At 49.0% G+C, this 24,051-nt stretch carries 29 protein-coding genes; 25 read left to right on the top strand and 4 right to left on the bottom strand.

The features are described from left to right. The first annotated feature begins 146 nt into the window (after window positions 1-146). The 12 genes from C3B52_RS02865 (at window position 147) to C3B52_RS02920 (ending at window position 10,715) form a co-directional block, all read left to right on the top strand. A complete protein-coding gene (locus C3B52_RS02865) occupies window positions 147-539 on the top strand; it encodes a hypothetical protein (protein ID WP_103104567.1) in 393 nt (130 codons plus the stop codon). Window positions 540-683: 144 nt separating this feature from the next. Further along, on the top strand, window positions 684-1,196 hold the full coding sequence (locus C3B52_RS02870) for a GNAT family N-acetyltransferase (protein ID WP_373419708.1): 513 nt from the start codon (window positions 684-686) through the stop codon (window positions 1,194-1,196). A 131-nt stretch (window positions 1,197-1,327) separates the two neighbouring features. Further along, window positions 1,328-1,918 carry a TetR/AcrR family transcriptional regulator gene (locus C3B52_RS02875; protein WP_103104569.1) on the top strand — a complete coding sequence of 197 codons (591 nt, stop codon included), beginning with the start codon at window positions 1,328-1,330 and terminating at the stop codon, window positions 1,916-1,918. Window positions 1,919-1,937: 19 nt separating this feature from the next. Beyond that, window positions 1,938-2,630: a DUF2306 domain-containing protein gene (locus C3B52_RS02880; protein ID WP_103104570.1), complete on the top strand. Its 693-nt coding sequence runs from the start codon at window positions 1,938-1,940 to the stop codon at window positions 2,628-2,630. Window positions 2,631-2,820: 190 nt separating this feature from the next. Further along, the gene (locus tag C3B52_RS02885) at window positions 2,821-3,462 is read left to right on the top strand and encodes a VOC family protein (RefSeq protein ID WP_164684677.1); all 642 of its coding nucleotides are present in this window, start codon (window positions 2,821-2,823) and stop codon (window positions 3,460-3,462) included. An 819-nt stretch (window positions 3,463-4,281) separates the two neighbouring features. Continuing rightward, window positions 4,282-5,361 (top strand): ABC transporter substrate-binding protein, encoded by a 1,080-nt coding sequence (locus C3B52_RS02890; RefSeq protein ID WP_103104653.1) that lies wholly within the window; start codon window positions 4,282-4,284, stop codon window positions 5,359-5,361. 15 nt (window positions 5,362-5,376) lie between these two features. Further along, window positions 5,377-6,201: an alkaline phosphatase family protein gene (locus C3B52_RS02895; protein WP_164684678.1), complete on the top strand. Its 825-nt coding sequence runs from the start codon at window positions 5,377-5,379 to the stop codon at window positions 6,199-6,201. 52 nt (window positions 6,202-6,253) lie between these two features. After that, entirely contained in the window at window positions 6,254-7,072 is an 819-nt protein-coding gene (locus tag C3B52_RS02900; protein WP_235615579.1) for an ABC transporter permease, read from the top strand. Then, on the top strand, window positions 7,069-7,866 hold the full coding sequence (locus C3B52_RS02905; RefSeq protein ID WP_103104572.1) for an ABC transporter permease: 798 nt from the start codon (window positions 7,069-7,071) through the stop codon (window positions 7,864-7,866). The genes C3B52_RS02900 and C3B52_RS02905 overlap by 4 nt, the downstream gene beginning before the upstream one ends. Continuing rightward, window positions 7,863-8,894, top strand: coding sequence for an ABC transporter ATP-binding protein (locus tag C3B52_RS02910; protein WP_103104573.1), 1,032 nt, complete (start codon window positions 7,863-7,865; stop codon window positions 8,892-8,894). The genes C3B52_RS02905 and C3B52_RS02910 overlap by 4 nt, the downstream gene beginning before the upstream one ends. Window positions 8,895-8,907: 13 nt before the next feature. Next, window positions 8,908-9,711 (top strand): DeoR/GlpR family DNA-binding transcription regulator, encoded by an 804-nt coding sequence (locus C3B52_RS02915; protein ID WP_103104574.1) that lies wholly within the window; start codon window positions 8,908-8,910, stop codon window positions 9,709-9,711. After that, window positions 9,708-10,715 (top strand): histidinol phosphate phosphatase domain-containing protein, encoded by a 1,008-nt coding sequence (locus C3B52_RS02920; RefSeq protein WP_103104575.1) that lies wholly within the window; start codon window positions 9,708-9,710, stop codon window positions 10,713-10,715. The genes C3B52_RS02915 and C3B52_RS02920 overlap by 4 nt, the downstream gene beginning before the upstream one ends. A gap of 46 nt (window positions 10,716-10,761) precedes the next feature. On the opposite strand, the gene C3B52_RS02925 is transcribed toward C3B52_RS02920, so the two are convergent. The 4 genes from C3B52_RS02925 to sigY are packed head-to-tail and all read right to left on the bottom strand — an operon-like array spanning window position 10,762 to window position 12,552. Then, the gene (locus C3B52_RS02925; RefSeq protein WP_103104576.1) at window positions 10,762-11,517 is read right to left on the bottom strand and encodes a CPBP family intramembrane glutamic endopeptidase; all 756 of its coding nucleotides are present in this window, start codon (window positions 11,515-11,517) and stop codon (window positions 10,762-10,764) included. 1 nt (window position 11,518) lies between these two features. Then, on the bottom strand, window positions 11,519-11,725 hold the full coding sequence (locus C3B52_RS02930; RefSeq protein ID WP_103104577.1) for a sigmaY antisigma factor component: 207 nt from the start codon (window positions 11,723-11,725) through the stop codon (window positions 11,519-11,521). Continuing rightward, a complete protein-coding gene (locus C3B52_RS36310; RefSeq protein ID WP_164684679.1) occupies window positions 11,709-12,035 on the bottom strand; it encodes a YxlC family protein in 327 nt (108 codons plus the stop codon). Before C3B52_RS36310 ends, C3B52_RS02930 begins: the two co-directional genes overlap by 17 nt. After that, on the bottom strand, window positions 12,016-12,552 hold the full coding sequence (sigY, locus tag C3B52_RS02940; RefSeq protein ID WP_103104579.1) for an RNA polymerase sigma factor SigY: 537 nt from the start codon (window positions 12,550-12,552) through the stop codon (window positions 12,016-12,018). The genes C3B52_RS36310 and sigY overlap by 20 nt, the downstream gene beginning before the upstream one ends. 247 nt (window positions 12,553-12,799) lie before the next feature. On the opposite strand from sigY, the gene C3B52_RS02945 reads away from it, so the two are divergent. The 13 genes from C3B52_RS02945 (at window position 12,800) to C3B52_RS03005 (ending at window position 24,012) form a co-directional block, all read left to right on the top strand. After that, window positions 12,800-13,855, top strand: coding sequence for a putative 2-aminoethylphosphonate ABC transporter substrate-binding protein (locus C3B52_RS02945; protein ID WP_103104580.1), 1,056 nt, complete (start codon window positions 12,800-12,802; stop codon window positions 13,853-13,855). Between the two features lie 54 nt (window positions 13,856-13,909). After that, entirely contained in the window at window positions 13,910-14,968 is a 1,059-nt protein-coding gene (locus tag C3B52_RS02950; protein WP_103104581.1) for a putative 2-aminoethylphosphonate ABC transporter ATP-binding protein, read from the top strand. A gap of 1 nt (window position 14,969) precedes the next feature. After that, window positions 14,970-16,670, top strand: coding sequence for a putative 2-aminoethylphosphonate ABC transporter permease subunit (locus tag C3B52_RS02955; RefSeq protein ID WP_103104582.1), 1,701 nt, complete (start codon window positions 14,970-14,972; stop codon window positions 16,668-16,670). 29 nt (window positions 16,671-16,699) lie between these two features. Next, window positions 16,700-17,494, top strand: coding sequence for a phosphonoacetaldehyde hydrolase (gene phnX, locus C3B52_RS02960; RefSeq protein WP_103104656.1), 795 nt, complete (start codon window positions 16,700-16,702; stop codon window positions 17,492-17,494). A 2-nt stretch (window positions 17,495-17,496) separates the two neighbouring features. Next, the gene (gene phnW / locus C3B52_RS02965) at window positions 17,497-18,609 is read left to right on the top strand and encodes a 2-aminoethylphosphonate--pyruvate transaminase (protein ID WP_103104583.1); all 1,113 of its coding nucleotides are present in this window, start codon (window positions 17,497-17,499) and stop codon (window positions 18,607-18,609) included. A 21-nt stretch (window positions 18,610-18,630) separates the two neighbouring features. After that, a complete protein-coding gene (locus tag C3B52_RS02970) occupies window positions 18,631-19,416 on the top strand; it encodes a DeoR/GlpR family DNA-binding transcription regulator (protein ID WP_103104584.1) in 786 nt (261 codons plus the stop codon). Between the two features lie 179 nt (window positions 19,417-19,595). Continuing rightward, window positions 19,596-19,994 carry a BMC domain-containing protein gene (locus C3B52_RS02975; protein ID WP_164684680.1) on the top strand — a complete coding sequence of 133 codons (399 nt, stop codon included), beginning with the start codon at window positions 19,596-19,598 and terminating at the stop codon, window positions 19,992-19,994. A 2-nt stretch (window positions 19,995-19,996) separates the two neighbouring features. Then, entirely contained in the window at window positions 19,997-20,272 is a 276-nt protein-coding gene (locus C3B52_RS02980) for a BMC domain-containing protein (protein ID WP_049741198.1), read from the top strand. A 67-nt stretch (window positions 20,273-20,339) separates the two neighbouring features. Then, window positions 20,340-21,818 carry an acetaldehyde dehydrogenase (acetylating) gene (locus C3B52_RS02985; protein ID WP_103104585.1) on the top strand — a complete coding sequence of 493 codons (1,479 nt, stop codon included), beginning with the start codon at window positions 20,340-20,342 and terminating at the stop codon, window positions 21,816-21,818. Window positions 21,819-21,831: 13 nt separating this feature from the next. Then, on the top strand, window positions 21,832-22,119 hold the full coding sequence (locus tag C3B52_RS02990; RefSeq protein WP_049741197.1) for a BMC domain-containing protein: 288 nt from the start codon (window positions 21,832-21,834) through the stop codon (window positions 22,117-22,119). Between the two features lie 11 nt (window positions 22,120-22,130). Then, complete coding sequence (pduL, locus tag C3B52_RS02995) at window positions 22,131-22,916, top strand: phosphate propanoyltransferase (protein WP_103104586.1); 786 nt, start codon at window positions 22,131-22,133, stop codon at window positions 22,914-22,916. Between the two features lie 4 nt (window positions 22,917-22,920). Continuing rightward, the gene (locus C3B52_RS03000) at window positions 22,921-23,724 is read left to right on the top strand and encodes a hypothetical protein (protein ID WP_103104587.1); all 804 of its coding nucleotides are present in this window, start codon (window positions 22,921-22,923) and stop codon (window positions 23,722-23,724) included. A 12-nt stretch (window positions 23,725-23,736) separates the two neighbouring features. Beyond that, complete coding sequence (locus C3B52_RS03005) at window positions 23,737-24,012, top strand: EutN/CcmL family microcompartment protein (protein WP_103104588.1); 276 nt, start codon at window positions 23,737-23,739, stop codon at window positions 24,010-24,012. Window positions 24,013-24,051: the final 39 nt, after the last annotated feature.

Consider the following 24,051-nt stretch of genomic DNA (forward strand, 5'->3'; position numbering starts at 1 on the left):
ATGAGAGAGCTGTATTTCACAAGTCTATTATAGGCAGTATTCCAAATTTTGTCGACTCTTGTAATCAGTCAAGGGAGGTACCAGAAAAAATTGGTACTTATGGCACGCGAGACAAAAAAATATAATCCCTTCTAGGGGGGATCGTGATGGAGTATATGGCTTTATGGTTTATCTTGGGCATTATTTTTATGATTACTTTGATCACGTCTGGATTCAGATTATGGATGAAAGCAGTCGTAATTTGTTATTATCTCGTGCTTTCTTATATTTTTATTTCGCGGAAAGAAGAAATCTATCAGGCTTACCACACACTGCCTGTACCCGAGCAATATTGGGATACAAATTATGAGTGGGTATGGTTTATGCTTGGCTTTTATTTTGTGCCTTTCCTTTTCATTCTACTAATCAACTATTATCAATGGTTCAAAAAGGCAGAGGGAATCAAGCGAAAATTCTGGGTCGCACTGACCATTATGCCTGCTGGTATCGTGTATTTCTGTATGGTCATCATTTTTGGCATGTACGGATATCGCCCTTAAAAGACGAAGAATAATTACGTGAGATAAATTTTACATATGATGTTATAAAACCTAACACAAAGTGCGTGCGCTTTTTCCTCATCTCCTTTATAGTGAAAAGAAGAGCAAGAATATTTGTGCAGGCTGGAGGAGAGGGATATGATCATGGGAACATCGTTTCTTTATCGGGAAGTAGCACAGCTTGGTGCGGATGAACTGGATCAGCTCTCGCAGCTTCTGGTGGATGTTGTAGGCGAAGGAGCTTCCATTGGTTTTCTTCCGCCATTGCCGTACGCAGAAGCGCGGGCGTACTGGACAAAAGTCTTGGAGAAAAATGTGAAAATGTGGGTTGCCGAGCGTGATGGCGTGATCGTAGGTACAATCCAGCTGCATCTGGCGACCAAACCGAACAGCTTGCACCGGGCAGAAATTGCAAAGCTGATGGTGCATCCATCTGTGGGTCGCCAAGGGATCGGGCGTGCTTTGCTGCTCATGGCGGAGGCTCGGGCGCGTGTAGAAGATCGCAGTCTGCTCATTTTGGATACACGTGAGGGCGATCATTCCAATCGACTGTATCAATCAATGGGCTATCAGGAAGCGGGACGAATCCCGCAGTATGTCACATCGGCAGACGGCAGTCTGCATACCACGGTTATTTACTACAAAATATTGCACTAGCGTTACGGGTAAAGAGGCGGAGAAAAGTCATCTGGAAAATATCCGCTTCTTCTTTGTTTCTTGACATACCGACTGACGGTTTGTATAGTGGTGATAATACCAAATTCGACCCGTGTTTATAGGAGGAGACTATGCAAGCCATCCACCAAAACCCCAGCTTTCAGCTGCTCCTAGCTTCAACAGAGGAGCTCATTCTGGAAAAGGGGTGCCAACAAACGACACTGCAAGATATTATGAAGCGTTCTGGCTTGTCCAAAGGCGCCATTTACCATTATGTAAAAAGTAAAGATGAGCTGATGGGCCTTTTACTGCAGAAACGCTTTGAAAGTATCGGCCAGCGTTTTTATCAGACGGTGAGAGAAGGGGGGCAGGAGCTTTCGTCCGGTCTGGAGGCCATTTCTAAAGGGCTGAGCCATATTCACGATTCACGTGATGTTACGAATCTCATCCTGATTTATTTGCTAAGCAAACGAGAAGATCCGATTATTGGCGCCATGCTGGCCAGGCTGCATGAAGAGAGCATCAAGGCATCCGTGGAATGGATTCAGGTGGGGCAAAAAGCGGGCGTGATCCCGGAGAGTCTCGATGCCGAAAAAACAGCGATATTGTTTTCCGTCATCACCTACGGAATTCGCGTCAATACGCAGATCGCGCCAGATTCCAAAATCCTTTCCGTAGAAGAGGTATACAAAATGATGTTTGAAATCCTATCCAGAGGCTAAGGGAAGGAATGATGGGAGCATGTTCTTTTTTTCGCTCTTTAAGATTGTGCACATTGTTGCGGGATTCACGGCCTTGCTTGTTTTTTGGATTCCAATCGTCACGAAAAAGGGAGGAAAAGCTCATCTGCGCTCGGGCTGGGTGTACGTCATAGCGATGGGCGCTGTAGCGGTTTCTGCTTTGTTTATGGGAATCTGGCGAATTGGTTTTGATCCTGCTAAAACAGCGGATTCTGAAGCCTTTGCCTGGTTCTTGATTTTCATCTCTATTTTAAGCGCGGCAACGGCGTGGTATGGAGTCCGGGTGCTGCGGTTTAAAAACCGCAAGGCAGCCCATCGTCAGATCGTAGATGTGATGTTTCCTGCGCTGCTGGTCGGCTCGGGAGTAGCAATGTCGGTTTACGGTGCTGTGACTCAGTTTCCTCTGCTTACGTGGTTTCCGCTGGTTGGCATTTTTCTGGGAGGCAGTCAGCTGATCTATTGGCTGCGAGCCCCGCGATCTAGAATGCACTGGTGGTTTGAACACATGGGCGGCATGCTCGGGTGCTGTATTGCAACGATTACGGCTTTTACCGTTTTTGGAGCTCCACGTCTGCTCAGCATCAGCTCGGTTCATCCGCTTGTCTGGTTTATTCCGACAATCGTGCTTGTGCCAGTGATTGTTGGTTTTTCTCGATACTACCGCAAAAAGTTTGCGATTTCGAAAAGCCTGTGAGGAGTGACTGTGGCCATTTTTGTTCCGGCAGGTAACTCGGAGGTGGCTCGTAGCTTCTGAAAGTACATCTGTTTGATGAAGCAGAGGTGCAAGCTGTCTTAAAGGATGGCTTGCTTTTTTCGTTTAGCTAAAGGATGATGGAGTTGGAAGGATTTGGGTTGTGATTCTCTGTAAAAAGGAAGTGAATGCTGTGAACTTTGCAAAAGTAACGCTCCAAACAAGCGTGCTGGAAGAAATGATTTCGTTTTATCAGCATGTCCTGAACATGCCTCTTCGAGAGCGGACACAGCACTCCTTTACCGTTGTCGTCGGGAGGACGCTGCTTACTTTTGAGCATTCGAGCGAGAAGCCTTTTTATCACTTTGCACTGGGTATTGCGGAATCGGTGTTTGATGAGTATGCCGGGGTGATCAAGGAGCGTGCAACGATCCTGCCAAGCAAGGATGGGGAAGAGATCATGCGCTCTGTTACATGGAAAGGAAAGCAGCTGTATTTCGAAGATCCGGATCAGAACATTTTGGAAATCCTTGCGTTCCCTACCCATCCAGCTGCAACTTGGCTGTGCGTTCAAGAGGTCGGAATGCCTGTTCGGGAGGTAGCTGCATTTGCTGAGCGTCTGTCTATGCTTGAAAATGAATTCTCTCCCGAGTCAGCCAGCTTCCGCTTTTACGGCGATCAAGAAGGCGTGCTTGTGCTCGTGAAAGAACAACGTCCCTGGTATCCAACGGATCGGGGAGCCTCTCTCCATTCGATTGATGTAGAGCTGGTTTCCGCAACTGGCAGGGTAATTGATTTTGCAGTAGAGCAGCTTCCTTATCGAATCGTTTTCTAAGGGGTGTGAGCGTGACGATATTGTCCGTTTCGTGTGGTACCCTGTATGGCAACTCCTTTCGAATGTTGCTCGATCAGTGGAAAGGCGCTTCATCCGCTAGAAAGCGAAGATGTGGTGTCAGATGAATGGCAGTAGTCGAGGAAATAAGAGCAGTAAAATCGTGATAGGGCTGGAGTCCATAAAAGGGCTTCGGCTTTTATTGTTTTGTAGAAAAAGGTGTTGTTTCCGTAATGAAGTAGTTAGCATTTTTCTGTACTTTTGTTTATTGATCTTTGTTTTTCGTTCCTTTGTCTTCATGTCATCCCTTAAAAAAGATAGACCGACAGCCCGAAGCTAGTGAGAGGAAACCGGGGAAAAAAGCGAAGATCTTTGGGGCGTCAACCGAGGTGTAATGGAAAAAGGGAAACACGATTTTAAGCGTCCACCCATGAGAGACTTCACGAAACTACTACTTTTGGACGCGGTTTCCCTTTTTCCATGAAGCCGGACAGTGACACCTCCAAGCAGGCGACCCAAGAATCTGGAGCGTTTTCTCCGGTTTCCTCTCCTCCACAATAATCCCGACCTACGGTCTTGTTCCCCCCTCCCTTCACAATTCATTAACGAAATATTTAAACAAAAATAGTTGTATGCCTATGTTTTTACAAAATATAATAAAGTAACAACGGTCAACAAACAACAAGAAGTGGAGAAGAAATCTTGTTTAGAAAAAAAGAAACCACAAATTTTTGGGAGGTGCTCAGCGTGAACAAAAAGAAATGGTTAGAGAAACGCTCTTTATTTGCAGCAACAACAGGAGTATTGCTCGTAGCTAGTGTGATGGCAGGATGTTCAAGCAATTCAACAGGAACAGGCAGTGAAAAACCACAAGAAACCAACAACCAACAAGCAGCTCCATCGACACCTGCACCAGAACTAACTTTGGCTGATATCGAGAAGAAAGCAAAAGAAGAAGGAACAGTCGTCAGTGTAGGGATGCCAGATTCCTGGGCGAACTGGTTGGGCACGTGGAAGGATTTAGAAACGAAATACGGCCTGAAGCATACGGACACAGATATGAGCAGCTCCGAGGAAATTGCCAAGTTTGAAGCGGAGAAAAACAATCCGACCGCAGATATTGGTGACGTTGGAATCTCCTTTGGACCGATTGCTGTAGAAAAAGGAGTAACTCAGCCTTATAAAACGTCGTATTGGGACGAGATTCCTGAATGGGCAAAAGACAAGGATGGACACTGGATCGTAGGCTATCAGGGAGCAATCTCTGTCATGGCAAACAAGCAGCTGGTGAAAAACCCGCCAAAATCGTGGGACGATATTAAAAATGGCGACTACAAAGTAGCAATCGGGGATGTGACGAAAGCAGCGCAATCACAAATGACGGTTTTGGCTGCTGCACTGGCTCACGGTGGCGATGAAACCAACATCCAGCCAGGAATCGACTTTTTCGCAGACCTGGCGAAACAAGGACGCCTTTCCCTGGGGGAAATGAACCTGGCGACGATTGAAAAAGGGGAAGTCACTGTTGCGATGCTGTGGGACTTTAATGCGCTGTCTTACCGCGACCAGATTGACGCCTCCCGTTTTGAAGTAAATATTCCAAGTGGCGGTACCGTTGTCAGCGGATATGCGACGATCATTAATAAATACGCTCCGCATCCTCATGCGGCTATGCTGGCGCGTGAATACATCTTGAGTGACGCTGGTCAAATCAATTTGGCGAAAGGCTATGCTCGTCCGATTCGCGAAAGTGTGAAGCTGCCAGAAGAAGTAGCAAAAAAGATGATTCCTGCTGATCAATACAAGGATGCAAAGCCAATCAAGGATCAAAAGGCGTGGGATGAAACCGCCAAAAAAATTCCGCAAATGTGGGAAGAGCAAGTCCTGATCCATGCCAAATAATAGGGGGTACTCAGCATGGCAATGAACAAGGTAATCGTGGTCGTTGTAGACGGTATGCAGTATCAGGCGGCAGTCACCCAAATGGGGTATATCAATCATCTCGTAGAAGTAGGCAGGGCAGCTCGGTACTTGGTTAAATCCGAGCTGCCGAGTCTCTCCCGTCCTTTGTATGAAGTCTTGTTAACGGGTACGCCTAGCTCTGTAAACGGGATTACATCGAATCAAGTCGTTCGCCTTTCCCATCAAAAAAGCATCTTTCATTTGACCAAGGAGCATGGACTCCGCAATGCAGCAGCGGCTTATTACTGGGTAAGCGAGCTGTACAATCGCGCACCGTTTCATTATGTCGAGGATCGCTTCCAAAATGACGAGGAGAAAGCCATTCAGCATGGCTGCTTCTACTTTGAAGACAGCTATCCTGATTCCCACCTCTTGCTCGATGGGGAGTCGCTGCGACGCAAGGTAGACCCTGATTTCCTCTACATTCATTCGATGGGCGTAGACAATGCAGGGCATTTGTTTGGCTCTGACTCCAAGCAATACCGAGGCTCAGTCATTGCCGTAGATACGATTTTGGCACAGCTTTTGCCAGTCTGGATGGACGAAGGCTACCAGATCATCGTGACCTCGGATCATGGCATGAATCCCGATGGCAACCACGGCGGAACAGGAGATGATGAGCGCAACGTGCCACTTTATGGCATTGGCTCTGCGTTCACCCCAGGTGTATACGGTGAGGCTATACCGCAATTGTCGGTAGCTCCACTTATTTGCCAGCTACTCGGAATTCCAGCGTCTGAAGCGATGATCAAGCACTCGTTCCCAGGCGTTCAAGGCTAGACGAATTGGAGGGGTTCACCTGAATATTCGAAAAAGCCACAAGTGGCTGTTGTTGTCCTTGCTGCCGTTTGCCTTTCTTGTCCTCTGTTTTGAATTATTGCCGCTTCTCGTCATGGTTCTAGAAAGCTTCCGGGGTGATGGTGGAGTAGGCTGGGGCCTTGATCAATACACCAAGGCGCTGACGAGCAAATACTATTTGCTTGGCCTTAAAAACAGCTTTTTCATTTCGTTGTGTGCGAGTGCGGTGGGAATTGTGGTTGCCCTGTTTGCAGCTTACTCGATTACACGCTTTTCCCAGCGCGCACGTGATTTTTTGTTAATGCTGTCCAATATGACCTCGAACTTTTCGGGGGTTCCGCTTGCTTTTGCCTACATCATCATTTTGGGGAGCAACGGATTGTTCACACTTTTGTTCAAGCAATTGGGCTGGACGACGCTGGCCTCCATTGACTTATTCAGCTGGTTTGGGCTGGTATGTGTCTACGTTTACTTTCAAATTCCACTGGCGATTTTGCTCTTGTATCCGACTTATTACGGAATTCATCAGCAATGGAGAGAATCAGCTGCCCTGCTCGGAGCATCCACGGTCCAGTTTTGGCGCTACATTGGGCTTCCGGTTATTCTGCCAGGAGTCGTAGGAACGTTCAGTATATTGTTTGCCAACGCGATGGGAGCTTATGCGACAGCCTATGCCCTGGTCGGAGGCAACTACAACCTGATTGCCATTCGGATCGGTTCACTCGTAGCAGGTGACGTCGCTGCCAGACCAGAGCTCGCAGGCGCTCTGGCCGTCATTTTGGCGATCACGATGGTGACGGCTATGCTGATCAATGAATGGATGATGCGACGTGTCAGGAGGGAGCTCGGATGAAGCTTAACAAAGTATTCCATGCTTCTCTGATCACAATCGTCATGATCTACTTGTTTATCCCTCTGGTCGCGACTTTCTTGTATTCGATATCGACGGACTGGTATCGGACGATTTTGCCAGAGGGCTATACGCTTTCGTGGTACAAGGAGCTGTTTACCGATCCACGCTTTTTAGACGCGATGCAGCGAACGCTGTTGGTTTGCTTTTTCGCGATTTGCATTAGCGTGACTGTGATGGTGCCGACCATTTTTATCGTGACGGTGTACTTCTCGCGCTGGGAGCGGACACTACAAGGCTTGGTCATGCTTCCATATGCGATACCTGGAGTCGTAGCAGCAGTCGGATTGATCAAACTGTACTCGTCTGGACCGATTGTGCTGTCGGGCAGCATTTGGATATTGATCGGTGCCTACTTTGTTATCGTGCTTCCTTACATGTACCAGGGAATTCGCAACAGCATGCGCACCATCGATGCGATCAAGCTCGTGGAGGCAGCAGAGCTATTGGGTGCAAGCCGGATGCAGGCGTTTTGGAAGGTTATCTTTCCCAACATTTTGACAGGGATTATCGTTTCGACGCTGCTGTCATTCTCCACGCTGTTTGGCGAGTTTGTGCTCGCAAACCTGTTAGTCGGAGGGCATTACGAAACGATGCAGATCTACTTGATTCGCCGGATGTCGGAGAGCGGACATCTCACTAGTGCCATTGTCGTCACCTACTTTATCCTGCTGTTTGCTTTGTCAGGTATAGTGATGCGAATCGGCAAATCGTCGTCCAAGGAGGGAAGCAGATGAGCTATGTACAGATTGATCGCTTGAGTAAACGGTTCAAGGAGACCACTGTGTTGAACCAGGTTTCCCTCTCGATTGAAAAGGGCGAATTGATTACGCTGCTCGGTCCGAGCGGATGCGGCAAAAGCACGCTTCTTCGCTGTATCGCCGGTTTGACAGAGGTAGAGGACGGGGGCAAAATCGTCGTAGGGGACACAAACATCACGCAGCTTGCGCCAAAGGACAGGGAAGTCGGCATGGTGTTTCAATCCTATGCGTTGTTCCCCAATATGAATGTATACGGCAACATTTGTTTTGGGCTGAAAATGAAAGGCGTGAAGAAAGAGGAATACAAGGAGCGAGTGGAGCGAATTATTGATCTGGTTGATCTGCGCGGTCGTGAGAATTCGTATCCACATCAGCTCTCAGGTGGTCAGCAGCAGCGCGTAGCTTTGGCGCGTTCGCTTGTCGTCGAGCCCAAAATCCTGCTGCTGGACGAGCCGCTTAGTGCGCTGGATGCCAAAATTCGCAAGAGCCTGCAAACCGAAATCAGGCGGATTCAGCAGGAGCTCTCGATCACAACGGTATTCGTTACTCATGACCAGGAAGAGGCGTTGACCGTATCTGACCGCATTTTCGTAATGGATCATGGCAACATCGTACAGATCGGTACTCCGAAAGAGATTTACGCTCATCCTGCAAGTGAGTTTGTTGCCCGCTTTATCGGCAACTACAATGTACTGAAGCGAGCGGAGATGGTACAGCTGGTTGGAGAAATAGCGATGGCGGGTGACGCTTTTGCCATTCGACCTGAGGTCATTTCTCTCGTACCACCTGGCAATGAGGCATCCGCACAGTCAAAAAACGGCTGGTCTATTGAGAGTGTTGTTCGCAGCATGACGTTAAAAGGAAACGTCATTCGTTATGAAGTAGAGGCAAAGCATCAAAAAATGCAAGTGGATGTGCTCAATACGTCTGACAATCACTGGATTCGCTTAGGTACACCGGTGTTTATGCGGATTCCGGCTGAAGAGTGCATCCCGTTACAATAAGGGAGCGTATGGAATGTCCATCTCGGCTGAAGAAAGAAAAAAAGCCATCATCGAGGAACTGAATCTGTATGGAAAGGTAAAGGTGCTCTCTCTCGCTGAGCGGCTGGAAGTATCGAGTGAAACGATTCGCCGCGATCTGGATGCATTAGAGCAGGTAGGCAGATTAAAGCGAGTTTACGGTGGAGCAGTAAAGGAGAATTACGCAGAAGGAGAGCCGCCCTATCATCAAAGACAGGACATCAATCTTGCAGCCAAGCGGGCGATTGGACAGCATGCTGCTGAGCTGTTAGCTGATGGGGAGACCGTCGTGATTGACACAGGGACGACCATGCTGGAATTTGCCCGCATGATTCAGGGGCGCAAGCGTCTTACTGTGCTGACGAATTCACTGCCCGTAGCCTCACTGCTTTCGGAAGCACTCAATCAGCATGTATTCACAGGCAAAGTCATCCTGCTCGGGGGAGAAGTGAACACCGAGCAGCAATCGATCAGTGGCCCGTTGTGCGAGAAAATGCTGGAAACCTTCCATGTTGACAAGGCATTTATTTCAGTAGGTGGGATCTCCCTATCATCCGGGATCAGTGATTATGACATTAATGAGTCCATGATCTCCAAAACGATGGCACGGGTATCCAAAGCTGTTTTTGTCTTGGCGGACCAGAGCAAAATCGGCGTGCAGGCTTTTTGCAAAATCATTTCGCTGGATGCAGTCGATGTCATTATTTCCGACCATGAAAAGCCAGCGTCCTGGGAAAGCGAATTGGAGAGAAAAGGAGTAACCTGGATGACGGTTGACACAAGGGAGGGGAAAGCGTGAAAGTAGATTATCACGTACATCTGGAGGAAGGCCCGTATTCCTTGCGCTGGTGGAATCGCACGGCAGATGCACTGCTTCGTTTTCGCCAGCCTGCACGGGACAGACACACACGAGAGTGGATGGAAGAGCTCGCATCCTGGATGCATGAGCGGATCAACCGAGGAGCATACTCACGTGAATGGCTCGATCTGTATCGTGCTCGCGCCAAAGAGCTGGGGCTCTCCCATGTGGGAATTGTGGATCATCTCTACCGCTTTAAGGAATTCAAGCCTTACTTCGAACAGCATATGCATCTAGAGGACGATGAGCTGGGACGCATGCAGCGCATCTGGCTGGATCAGGTTTGCACCGACTCGATTGAAGAGTTTGTCGACTTTATTTTGAAGCAGCAGCCGATCTGGGAAGCAGATGGAGTTGCACTAAAACTGGGGATGGAGGCTGATTATTTTTCGGGTGGCAAGGAAGTGCTTGCCCCCATGATTGATCGCTACCCGTGGGACCATGTGATTGGTTCCGTCCATTTTGTAAACGGCTGGGGTTTTGACAATCCCGAAACAAAAGAGCGGTTTGAGGGCATTGATTTGCTTGCCCTATACGAACAGAAATTTCAAGTGGTGGAGGAAGCAATTGCATCTGGATTGTTTAACTTCGTGGCACACTTGGACAATTTGAAGGTGTTTGGCTACCGTCCTTCTGAACAAGAGCTTTTTCCGCATTACCAGCGTATCGCCCAGCTGTTAAAACAGCATGGGATAGCAACAGAAATTAATACGGGACTGTATTATCGTTATCCCGTCAAGGAAATGTGCCCGAGCTACAGCTTCCTGCAAATTTTGCGCGAGTATGACGTGCCAATCACCACTTCCTCTGACTCACATTTTCCCGACGATTTAGGCAGCTACTTGGACGAGGCACGAGAAACCCTGCTTCAAGCAGGCTACCATGAAATCGCAACATTTGAAAAACGAAAGCGAATATCCGTCGAGCTGTTGGACAGAAAATAAAAAAACTGCCTGAGTCTGATTGATGAAGACTCGGCAGTTTTTTGGTTTACGAAAGGATCGCGTGAAGCATCAGGTCTCCTGTCATATGAGCGATCATTGCGTATTCAAGCCCTTTTTTCCAATAAAGCCAACCAAACAGAATACCAGCAAGTGAATTCAAAAGAATTGCGCGAATGACAAGCAGCGACGTCAGCTCGCCAAAAGCCTGGATCGTTGCAGGGAGATGGCCCAAGCCGAAGAGCACGCTCGTGAGTATAATCGCTACGATGAACATCCAGCTGCTCGTTTTTTTGCCAAACAGGCGATAAAATAACCAAACGAACAAGGTCATAAGCCCCAAACGCAGCAGCAATTCTTCCACAATGCCCCCATAAAAAATGGTCGTAAGTCCGAGCCAGCGAGAAGACACAGGAGCCTGAGCCTGAAGCTGTGCAAGCTGAGGGATGCTTGGTACAAAGAAAAGCCGATCGAGAGAAGAGATAGCCAAGGAGACGATGATGCCTCCCAAAATGGCAAGGATCACAGTACGCTTTGCAAAGCCTTCGTGCTTTTGGCGGTATGCCCAGCCTTTCCAGAGATTTAGCTGCAAACCGACTGAGGAGGATAGGCGAATCCCAAGATAGCTCAAAAGCAAGGTGATGAGCGCTGTTTGAATGGCTGAGCTAAGAAAAAGAACGGCTGGATGGACGGGAGCCGCTTCAGGAAGCGGTATGATTTGCAGCTGATATGGAATCATGATCAAGCTAGCCAGAAAGGAAATCACGGCGAAAATGAATGCCAGGCGAAAAGGTCTTTCTTTCATCTCATACTCCCCCCTTTTTCCATACTTTTCGTACGACTAGCAAATATACGAGCAGTGGAGTCGGGATACTCGTTAATCCCCATAACCCCCAAAGCCACGGAAAACGGCTTCTTTTTTTCGCATCCAAAAACAGCCAGGTACCTTGAATGGCAGCAAGACTCAATAAAGTGAAAAGCAGCCACAGTGGAACATCATGGGGTTGTGTCATGGTTACCTACCCACCTTTTAGCAAGGATGAAAACAAATGCGAGAAAGGACAGTCCTTGAACAAGGAAGTAAATAATCAGCGCTTGAGATTGGATGAAGTAAAACATGGAGAGCACGACAAGAGCAACAGACCAAAAAGCGAGCAGCTCATAGCGAATGCGTTTTTTTGTGCGTTTGGTTGTTTCCGAAACGATGCTCTGGAAAAAAGCAGGGTCGGGAGTGGCGGATGGAAAGAGCTCATCCAGCTCATCTAGACCCTCTCGCATCTTCTGATACAACTGGTCGTTGTCTTCATCCAGATGTTTGTTCATCGTCCAACCATTCCTTTCTCAATTGATTGCTGGCATGATGCACGCGGGACTTGACCGTTCCTTCGCGAATATGCAGAATGTCCGCGATCTCCGTATAGGTGTAACCGTAATAATGCTTCAAAATAAGCGGAATGCGATACTCCTCCGATAATGTCAGGAGAACCTCAAGGAACTCAGGCCAGTCTCGATTCATATTGCCCGCGGCCCATTTCATTTTGGATAGGGCTTTTTGTTTTTCAGTCCATCTTTTTTCCGTGTCTTTCTTACGTAGAAAATCGATATAAAGGCGGGAACCGATTGTAATGAGCCAGCTGGAAAAAGCAGATCGGCCATCATAAGAAGTGATTTTCTCGATCGCTTTGATCAAGGCCTCTTGTGTCAAATCCTCGGCCAAGTACGGATTTACCGTGATTTTAAGCAGATAGCTTTTTAAAAAGGCGTAATGCTTTTGCAATAGCTCAGACAATGCCTGCTGGTTTCCTTTTTGGGCTTGTTTGATCAGGTCGCGTTCATCCATAGACGATGGAGCTCCTCTCGACGCATTCAACCTTATTACGATTAGCTTACCTCAATCGTTCACTTAGGCTTGTAATATTTTTTACGAAAAAAGATTTGAAATGTTTAGACAATTGAATATATAATAAAAACAAAAAACAACTAAAAAACGGGAAAACAAACTAATTGATGTGGAATTGGTGTTGTCTTAACCGGAAGGCAGCTTGGAAGGGGAGAATGGATTAGAAACAAAAGGGGGAGGGTTCTGGATGAAAAAATGGGTTAGCACGATCGTAGTGGGTGTACTGTCAGTAGGGCTTTTAGCAGGATGTGGACAATCATCTGGCTCCACAGGCGGTAAGGCAGGCTCGTCCGAACTGACAGTATACACAGCTTTGGAGGATGATCAGCTCAAGGCGTATGTGGGAGCTTTTAACCAAGCGCATCCCGAGATCAAGCTGAACATCGTCAGGGATTCAACAGGTGTTATCGTAGCCAAGCTTATTGCTGAAAAAGACAATCCACAAGCAGATGTAGTGTGGGGAACAGCGGCAACTGAGCTATTGGGAGCAGAGTTCCAAGGTGTGCTGGAAGGCTATACGCCCAAAGGAATTGAACGAATCTCGCCTGAATTCAAGGACTCCAAGGACCCGGCACATTGGGTGGGCATTGATGCTTTTGAGACCGCATTTGTCGTGAATACGAAGGAGTTGGAAAAACGCAATCTTCCTATCCCGCAATCTTACGCTGATTTGATCAAGCCTGAGTATAAAGGGCTGATCGTCATGCCGAATCCTTCTTCATCTGGAACAGGCTTCTTCACAGTCGCAGCATGGAAAGAGCTGTACGGTGATCAGGAAGCGTGGAATTACATGGATAAGCTTCATGAAAATATTGCGCTTTATACGCACTCCGGTTCCAAGCCGGCAAAAATGGCAGCGGCTGGCGAATATCCAATCGGCATCTCATTCGGCTACCGGGGCATTACGGAAAAGAAAAAGGGTGCTCCACTTGAAGTCATCTTCCCTCCCGAAGGCGCAGGCTGGGATGTAGAAGCAAATGCCCTCGTGAAAAAAGCGCAGATCAAGCCGGAAGCAAAAGTATTCCTTGATTTGGCCATCTCGGACGAGGCGATGAAGGAATACAACAAAAACTTTGCCATTATTACCGTAGACAGCAAGAGTGCCACACTCCCTGAAGGTTATACGAAGGACCCCAGATCGCAGCTCATCCACAATGACTTGACCCAAACAGCAAAAGATCGCCCGGGAATCTTGGCTGAGTGGGACAAACGCTACAGTACGAAAAGTGAGCCGAAGAGCTAGATGCGGGTGACGATCCAAAGCAAACTACACGAAAAAGGGAGAAGGGAGGAGCGTATGACAAAGCCATATCTGAGCATCCAAGGTGTGCGAAAAACATTTGGCAAGTTTGTTGCCCTCACATCAATCGATATCGATATCCAAAAGAATGAATTCATTTGCCTCTTAGGACCAAGCGGATGCGGAAAAACGACATTGCTTCGAATCCTAGCGGGATTGGAACAGCCATCGAGCGGAAAAATTTTAGTGAATGATCGGGACATTACGGTTCTTCCGCCAGCCAAACGTAATTTTGGGATGATGTTTCAGTCGTACGCCCTTTTCCCTAATTTGACGGCAGCGCAAAATATCGCATATGGCCTGCAATCCAAAAAGATGTCCAAAAAAGAAATTGAGGAGAAAGTGCGGGAGGTACTGGTGCTGATTGACCTGGAGCACATCCGCGATAAATACCCATCTCAGCTGTCAGGAGGGCAGCAGCAGCGTGTTGCCTTGGCGCGTGCCATCGCTCTGTCGCCAGACTTCCTGCTTTTGGATGAGCCTTTATCTGCTCTGGATGCCAAAGTGCGACTCAAGCTGCGCCGGGAGCTGCGAATTTTGCACGAGAAAATCGGGATTACGACCATTATGGTAACCCACGATCAGGAAGAAGCGCTGACGATGGCAGACCGCATCGTTGTCATGAACAATGCGGAGGTGGTGCAGGTAGGCACTCCGCAGGAGATTTATGAAAAGCCGAACAGTCCGTTTGTTGCCGACTTTATCGGAGCGATCAACTTTTTGGAAGAATCTGTGTTTACGGGAAACAAAGTAGGTCAGGATCGGTTGTATGCCATTCGCCCGGAAAATATTCATCTGATGGACCCGGCGGCAGAATACAGCATGAAGGCAGTCGTACAGGACATGGAGTTTCGCGGATCGTTTTATCGCGTGAGCTTGCAGCTCCTCAATCAGAATAAAGGACTTTTGCCCCAATTCGTTACCATTGATCTGTCTGTACAGCAAACACATCGGTTGGGTCTTGCACGTGAGAAGCAGGTTGCTTTTGAAATGCCACTCGAAAACCTGATCTCGTTTGACCAGGCTGCCGTGACGAAGAAGACGGGGAGTGGTTAAGATGAGCACTCGAACCGTTCGACAAAAGATGGGCAAGGACGAGTGGCTGCAAAAGATCTTGATTGCAAGTATTGTGATTGTCCTGTTTGTAAGTGTTCTTTTGCCGCTGGGGGATTTATTCAGCAAAGCTTTTATCAATGAGATGGGCGAGTATATCGGCCTAGCCAATTTCGTCAAATATTTCGCTACTCCTGCTCTGGTCCAATCGTTCTCCAACACGATGTACGTATCAGGAGTGACGACGATTCTTTCCGTGACACTGGCCTTTCTATACGCTTTTGCTCTGACGCGGACGGATATGCGAGGGAAAGTATTTTTCCGCTATGTAGCCCTGTTGCCGCTGTTTGCACCTACGATGATGCACGGGATTGCACTGACGTACTTGTTTGGTAATCAAGGAATTATCACGACCGGATTTTTTGGACTTTTCCCCAGTTTTGACATGGAGCTTTACGGTCCACTGGGGATTATCCTCTCCGAGATGTTTTATACGTTTCCACAGGCGTATCTCATCATGGCAGTATCCCTCGCGTTTGCTGACTACAATCTGTACGAAGCAGCAGAAACCATGGGGGCAGGCAAGCTTCGAAAGTTTTTGACAGTGACGCTGCCTAATGTGAAATACGGTCTGATCAGCGCGATTTTTGTCTGCTTTACGTTGAGCTTTACCGACTTCGGAGCACCAAAGGTAGTAGGTGGACAATTCAACGTACTTGCGACCGATATTTACAAGCAGGTGATCGGGCAGCAAAACACGACGATGGGAGCGACTGTCGGGATCATCCTGATTATTCCGGCGATCCTCGCCTTCATTGTGGATCGAATTGTAGAGAGGAAGCAAAACTCCTCGGTGAATGCCAAATCGACGCCGTACAAAATTACACCACAGCGCGGACGGGATGTTTCCTTCTTTATCTACTGCTCGCTCATTACCGTCTCGATCTTTTTGATGCTGGGGACAGTGATCTTCGCGTCTCTGGTCAAGGTTTGGCCGTATGATTTGACGATATCATTCACGCATTACGACTTTTCCAAGGTAGCCGGCGAAGGGATGCAGCCATTCTGGAACAGCTTGCTCGTCGCCTTTTACAGTGCGGTGGTTGGAACGATTGTGACGTTCATCAATGCGTATTTGCTTGAGAAAACAAGGTTTATGAAAGGGCTGCGGCAAATCGGCTATTTTCTCTCCATCCTGCCGCTCGCTCTGCCGGGATTGGTAATCGGTCTTGCCTACATCTTTTTCTTCAATCATCCTGACAACCCGTTGAACTGGATGTACGGGACGATTCTCATCCTGATTCTGGCTAACCTGATCCATTTTTACGCCGTTCCGTTTATTACCGCTACTACTGCGCTGAAAAAACTGGACAAGGAATTCGAGCTTGCTTCGGAGTCGATGGGTGTTCCGTTCTACATCACCTTTTGGAAGGTGACGGTACCGATGTCACTGCCGGCGATCTTGGAAATTGCCGTCTATTACTTCATTAACTCCATGGTAACCATCTCTGCTGTCGTCTTCCTCTATTCAGCCGACTTCAAGCTAGCATCCGTATCAATCGTCAATATGGATGATGCAGGAGATGTCGCACCAGCTGCAGCGATGTCCGTCCTGATCGTTTTGACCAACGTGCTGGTACGGATCTTCTATGAAGTCGGAACGAATAAGCTGAGGACAAAAACACAGAGATGGCAAAAACGATGATAAGCATGAAGAAAAAGGTGGGAGAGAGCATGATTCAAGCAGTGATTTTTGACTGGGCCGGCACAACCGTTGACTATGGATGCTTTGCGCCACTGGATGTGTTTTTGGAGGTATTCAAAAAGCGGGGGATCGAGGTTACCCACGCAGAAGCACGTGAGCCGATGGGGATGCTCAAGTGGGATCACATCGACACGATGCTGAAAATGGAGCGCATCCAAGAGCTGTGGAGAGCTAAATACGGCAGGCTCCCGGAGAAAAAGGACGTCGATATGCTGTACGCCGACTTCGAGCCGATGCTGTTCTCCATTTTGAAAAACTACGTGACACCGATTCCTGGTGTGCTGGAGCTGGTGGCGCGGCTGCGAGCTGCCGGAATCAAGATTGGCTCGACAACGGGGTACACGGCGGAGATGATGGCCGTCGTGGCTCCCGCTGCCAAGAAGCTCGGCTATTGGCCTGATTCGCTGGTAACTCCGAGCGAAATGCCCGCAGGCCGTCCCCTGCCGTGGATGTGCTACCAAAATGCGATCAATCTGGATGTTCATCCGATGAAGCACATCATTAAAGTAGGGGATACGACAAGCGATGTAAAAGAAGGGGTAGCAGCAGGCACATGGGCAGTCGGCGTAATCAAAGGTGGCAGTGAGCTGGGTATGACCGAGAAAGAGGTGCTGGAGTGTGATCCTGACGAGCTGGCAGATCGAATGGAGGTCGTAACAAAACGATTCAAAGCGGCAGGAGCCGATTATGTGATCGATACGATTGGTGAGCTGGATTCACTGATTCCCAAAATCAACCTGCGCCTCGCGCAAAAGGAGAGATAACCATGAACCTCACACAATTGCCTGATAATCCGTACTTGCTCTTGACTCCTGGCCCACTGTCGACATCAAAAGGAGTAAAGGCCGCCATGCTGCGCGACTGGTGCACATGGGATAACGAATATAACGATTTGGTTCAAAGTCTTCGCGCAAAGCTGGTCAGTCTGGGTGGGCGCAACCATGATGATTATACGACCGTACTCATGCAAGGAAGCGGTACATTCTCTGTAGAGTCTGTCATCGGCTCGGTCGTACCAGAAGACGGCAAGCTGGTTGTATTGACGAACGGTGCCTATGGAAATCGTATCGCCCAAATCGCTAAGGTGCTCAAGGTCAATACGGTAGTGGTTGACTTCGGGGAAGTCGGACAGGCGGAATCAGAAAAGCTGCGCGAGGTGCTGGAGGGCGACCCGGAGATTACGCATGTTGCTGTCGTTCACTGCGAGACGACCACAGGGATGCTCAATCCTATCGAAAAGATCGGAAAAGTAGTCAAATCGTTTGGCAAGGTATACATCGTGGATGCGATGAGCAGCTTCGGGGGCGTCGCGATTGATGTGGCCGATTTGCAGATTGACTATTTGGTCAGCAGCGCGAATAAATGCATCCAGGGCGTTCCGGGCTTTGGCTTCATTCTCGCTAAAACTGAGGAGCTAAAAAAATGCAAAGGGCAAGCACGCTCGCTCTCGCTCGACTTGTACGACCAATGGGAAACGATGGAGAAGCATAACGGAAAGTGGCGCTTCACCTCTCCAACCCATGTAGTGCGTGCATTTTACCAAGCCATGCTGGAGCTTGAAGAAGAAGGCGGCATCGAAAAACGGCAGGTTCGCTACCGCGAGAATCAGCGCATATTGGTAGAGGGCATGGAAGCGATCGGTTTTCGCGCACTGCTGCCGAAGGAATGGCAGTCCCCGATCATTACGTCCTTTTACTTTCCAGAAAGCCCACAGTTTACGTTTGCAGCGTTTTACGAGCGGCTGAAAAAAGAAGGCTTCGTGCTGTATCCGGGGAAAATTTCACACGCAGACACATTTCGAATCGGCAATATCGGGGAGGTCTACCCGCATGATATGAAAAATCTGGTGCAGGCCATTGAGAAAAATATTTTCTGGTAAAGCGGCAGGAGGACTTCAGTTATGTCATTAGTGGGGGAAGAACGCAAAGACGCGATTATGAACCTGCTGAATTACGCCGGTAAAGTCAGGACCAACGAGCTGGTAGAAAAATTGCAGGTGTCCTCGGAGACAATCAGACGATATTTGGAGGAGCTGGAAAATGAAAATCAGCTCAAGCGTGTATATGGCGGTGCTATCAAGATCAATTACGAAAGGGAGGAGCCCTCTCATCTGATGCGAGAGGTTTCCCACGCAGAGGAGAAGAAGCGAATTGGGCGTGCTGCTGCTAGTCTCGTACAGGACAACGATGTCTTGGTCATCGACGATGGAACAACGACTCTGCACATGCTCCCATTTTTGATGAATCGCAAAAATTTAAAGCTCATCACCATCTCAGTGCCTGCGCTGAATTTATTGATGGAGTACCACAACAAGGAGCTTTTTACAGGGGAGATATATTTCATTGGAGGGAAGGTTCAATCCAAGCATTTTCGCACGGCAGGTACGCTGGCTGAAAACATGATGCAAAGCTTTTTTGTCGACAAGGCGTTCATTTCGATTGACGGCATCTTAGCTCAGCACGGTATTTCCAGCTACGATTGCGAAAAAGCGATGATCGCGAAACGAATCATTGAAAATTCCAAGGAAAACATCGTTTTGACGGATCACTCCAAAATAGGTATCAGCACCTTTTACAAGGTGGCTGATTTAAAAGAGATCGATACCGTAATCAGCGATGTGGCTGCGCCGAAGGAATGGGAAAGTGAGCTGGAAGCCAAGGGCGTTAATTGGTTAGTAGCGGACTAAAAGCAGGGGCAGGAAGCAGATGCTCTTCATTTTTTGAACCAAAACACAACCAATATCAACTAAAAAAAATTAAAAACAAATAATTAACTTGAAATTAGTTGTCGTTAGCAGTATTTTCTGATTATCGAATCTATTTTTAGCAGATCGAAATGCGAATGCGAGGAAAGGGTGAAATCCAGATGCTAGAAAACGGATACGCCTTGGGGATGATTGAAACTGTGGGCTTTCCCGCCCTTGTTGCAGCGACAGACGCGGCAGCCAAAGCCGCCGATGTCCGCTGCGTGACCTACCAGGGAGCGGATGCGGGGATTGTCACCATCTACATCGTAGGAGATGTTGCCTCAGTTACAGCAGCAGTAGCGGTAGGAGAGGCGGAAGCAAGGCGAGTGGGTCAGCTTCGTCACTCCAGAGTCATTCCCCGTCCTGATCGAAGTGTGATGCAGATGGTTTTGCAGCAGTTGGAAAAAGAAAAGTCCAAGCAGGCTTCTTCCAAGCCAGTCGGCAAAGCAGCAGGAGATAAGCAGAAAAATGCGCAGAGTACACCAACAACCACAACACAAGCAATCAAGGAGGAGTAGTCATGGGTGATGCACTCGGAATGGTCGAAACAAAAGGACTGATCGGTGCTGTAGAGGCTGCCGATGCGATGGTCAAGGCAGCGAATGTAAAGCTGGTCGGCAAGGTGCATGTAGGGGGCGGTCTGGTAACGGTCATGGTTCGAGGAGATGTAGGAGCGGTGAAGGCATCTACAGATGCAGGAGCCGCTGCAGCGGAAAAGGTGGGAGAGCTGGTTTCTGTCCATGTCATTCCACGTCCGCATTCCGATATTGAGCTGATTTTGCCTAAGCTGGAGTAGTTAGAGTGAATTTGCCTTCTCACATGAAACGGATCCGTAAACGGCTGAAGAGAGGTGACGGTATATCGTGATGCTAGACGTAGATTTGCAATCTGTCCAGGAAGCAAGACAATATGTGCTCACTGCCAAGGAAGCGCAGAAACGACTGCAAGGCATGTCGCAAAGTCAAATCGATCAAATCGTGCAAAGCATGGCCGAGGCGGCAAAAGCAGAGGCAGGTCGCTTGGCAGCATTGGCCGTTGAAGAAACAGGCTACGGGAGGGTAGCTGATAAAACCGTAAAGAATCTGTTTGCAGCACACGATGTGTATCAGGCAATAAAAGAGCTGAAGACGGTGGGGATCATTCGCCGAGACGAACAAAACAAGGTGTGGGAGGTTGCACAGCCGGTAGGTGTCATTGCGGGAATTGTGCCATCAACCAATCCTACCTCAACGGTTATTTTCAAGGCGTTGATTAGTGTAAAAGCGGGGAATGCCATTGTTTTCAGTCCACATCCGCAAGCGGCGAGGTGTACAAAAGAAGCAGCCAAAATCATGCAGACAGCCGCAGAGCGCGCAGGTGCTCCGGCAGGACTGATCTCTTGCATTACGCAGCCGACGGTCGAAGCCTCCAAAGAGCTGATGGGACACGGGTGCACGGATGTGATTCTGGCAACTGGCGGAACCGCGATGGTAAAAGCAGCCTACAGCAGTGGCAAGCCCGCTTTTGGCGTAGGTCCGGGCAATGTCCCCGTTTACATGCATGCCAGTGCAGATATTCCAACAGCGATACGCCAAATTATGCAAAGCAAAACGTTTGATTATGGAACGATCTGTGCTTCTGAGCAGGCACTTGTCGTCGATAAGACGATCAAACGCAAGGTTGTGGCTGAGCTGAAACGTCAAGGAGCCTACTTCCTGGACGATCATGAGACAAAACGTGTGGCTGCCATCATCATGAAGAATGGCGGACTGAATCCCGCTATCGTCGGGAAATCACCACAAGCGATTGCTGAGCAGGCGGGCATCCTGGTGCCAGAGGACGCCAAGCTTTTGATGGCAGAGGAAACCGGTATCGGACGAGATTTCCCGTTTTCGATTGAAAAGCTGGCTCCAATCTTGACGCTCTATACAGTCACCGATAGCCAGGAGGCGAGCCATATTTGCAACAAGCTGCTGGAATTTGGCGGCCTGGGTCATACACTCGGCATTCATTGTCAGGATGCACAGATGATCGAATCGTTCGTTGTTGACAAGCCGGCCTCGCGGATTGTGGTCAACACAGGGACGACTTTTGGCGGAATCGGAGCAACTACCGGCATCTTGCCGTCGCTTACGCTTGGGTGTGGCTCGTTTGGCAACAATGTGACTTCAGATAATATCGGGCCACAGCACTTGATGAATATCAAGCGTGTCGCCTTTGGGCTGCGAGAAATGAAGCTGGAGGCGGCAGATCATACGGCTCCGGTTGTGACAACTGCTCCAGCAGCTCCTGCAATCAGCAGAGATGAAATCGCAGAAATTATTAAAAGCGTGCTTTTGGAACTGCAAACTTCCAATCGCTAAGGAGGCATAAAGGATGGCAGGAGAATGGGCAGCACTCGGCATGGTGGAAACAAAGGGCTTGATCGGTGCAGTGGAAGCAGCTGACGCTATGGTAAAAGCAGCAAACGTCAAGCTGATCGGGAAGGTACATGTAGGCGGCGGGCTCGTGACCGTCATGGTCCGCGGTGACGTTGGTGCGGTCAAAGCATCGACGGATGCAGGCGCAGAAGCAGCGCAAAAGGTGGGGGAGCTGAAATCTGTGCATGTCATTCCGCGACCCCATTCTGATATCGAGCTGATCCTTCCGAAGTTGGAAGGGTAAAACACTAGCTTATGGCCGTCATTACAGAAACCGCATTGCGGGCCATGCTGCGAACAGGGGTCCCCAATCCCTTTCTGGTTCGTGCAGAGGACAAATTTACCCCGGCTGCAACCGATTTTTTAAAGGGGAGAGGGATTCGCATAGAAGTGTTGGAAGCGGACGGTGTTTTTTCTGACGGAGAAGAGGATGGGGCTGGGCAGACCATTCCGGTAGGGGTTTCTAATCGCCATATCCATTTGGCGCCAGAGGATGTAGAAAAGCTGTTTGGCGCAGGCTACAATCTGACTCCACTGCGTCCACTCTCCCAGCCTGGGCAGTTTGCCGCGACAGAAACAGTCACCTTGCTAGGACCAAAAGGCTTGATAAAAGGTGTGCGGATTTTGGGTCCGGCACGGGGAGTAAGCCAGGTGGAGATCTCCAGGTCGGATGGCTTCTCGCTCGGGATTCATCCGCCAGTCAGGATGTCGGGCTCTTTGGAGGGGACCCCAGGTATTACGCTGATTGGTCCAGACGGATGCGTCGTTCTGGAGGCAGGTGTCATCGTGGCCAAAAGCCATGTGCACATGTCTGATGCGGATGCCAGGGCCTTTCACGTCCAGGAGGGCGACAGCCTGATGCTGCAATCCATCGGGGAAAGGACCATTATTTTCCCGGATGTGACTGTGCGGGTCAGCCCGCGGTATGCGCTGGATTTTCATATGGATCTCGATGAGGCCAATGCGGCAAGTCTCAAAACAGGTGACCAGGTACGCTTGTTTGGGAAAAATGGCATGCCTATTTCCTCGGCAGGGAGGTGATAGAATGGACGTCAGGCAAATGATAGAATCGATTACGCGGGAAATTTTGCAGTCGATGAAGCCAGACGCGGTGCAGGATAAACAGGAAAAATGGTTGTATATCTTTTGTGACAGCAAGGCGCATGAATCGTTTGAGGACCAGTTTATTGCCTTGCAAAATAACGGGATCTGCCATGACCTTTTATTTCTGGACGGGGAAACGTCCTCGTGGCTCGGGATGCATCGCATCGAATGTGGAGGGGCTGGCAAGATCATCACTGCGGATGAATACGCTCCTGTTCCTTTGGAGGCGCCCAAAGAGTATGACGGCGTCATCATTCCGGAAATCGATTTGGATAACGCAGCCCGCATAGCAGCAGGTCTGAAAGGTACAATCAAGGCGGAGATCGTCTTTTCAGCACTTGTGCTAGGAAAACCTGTCCTCGTAAGTAGGGATGTACCGGGAATCAAGCGAGCCGACCGGCGAACGCTAAAAAAATTAACACTTCCGAAGCCGTATCAGCAGCTCTTCTTGCAGCATGTTCAAGTCATGAAGGAGCTGGGAGTAGAGTTCTACCCGCAAAAAGAGCTTGCTGATGCTGTCATACGCAAGAGCAGGGCAAAAAAGCAGCAAGAGACAACGGGCTCGTCGGGTGGAGTCGTGGGGGCGCAACCAGCCCAAACAGCCAAGCTTCTGACTGCTGAGTGGGTCAAAGCGCAAGCAGAATTCCCGGATGCGGGGCTTGTCCTGCGACAGGGAACCATTCTCTCTCCGCTGGCAAAGGATATGCTGAAGGAAAAAGGAATCGCGATCCACTACGAACGGTAAAGGGGGAGCGCCATGTTTTTGGGAAAAGTGATCGGCAGTGTCTGGTCCACACAAAAAGAGGATGGCATGGAGAATCTAAAGCTGTTGGTTGTCCAGCCGATTGACTGGAACGAAAAGGAAGGTGGACACACGGTGATTGCAGCAGACCGCATCGGGGCGGGCTTTGGCGAAAAGGTCATCGTTTCGAGCGGCACTCCTGCGCGGATCATTTTTCACAACAAGATGGTCCCCATCGACGCCGTCATCGTTGGGATCGTGGATTCTTATGAAGTAACTCAAGAAGAATAGACAGGCTGTAGGTGTGGTCGATTTAGACTGCACCTTTTG

It is taken from the genome of Brevibacillus reuszeri, from assembly GCF_002897295.1.
Taxonomy (GTDB): domain Bacteria; phylum Bacillota; class Bacilli; order Brevibacillales; family Brevibacillaceae; genus Brevibacillus; species Brevibacillus reuszeri_A.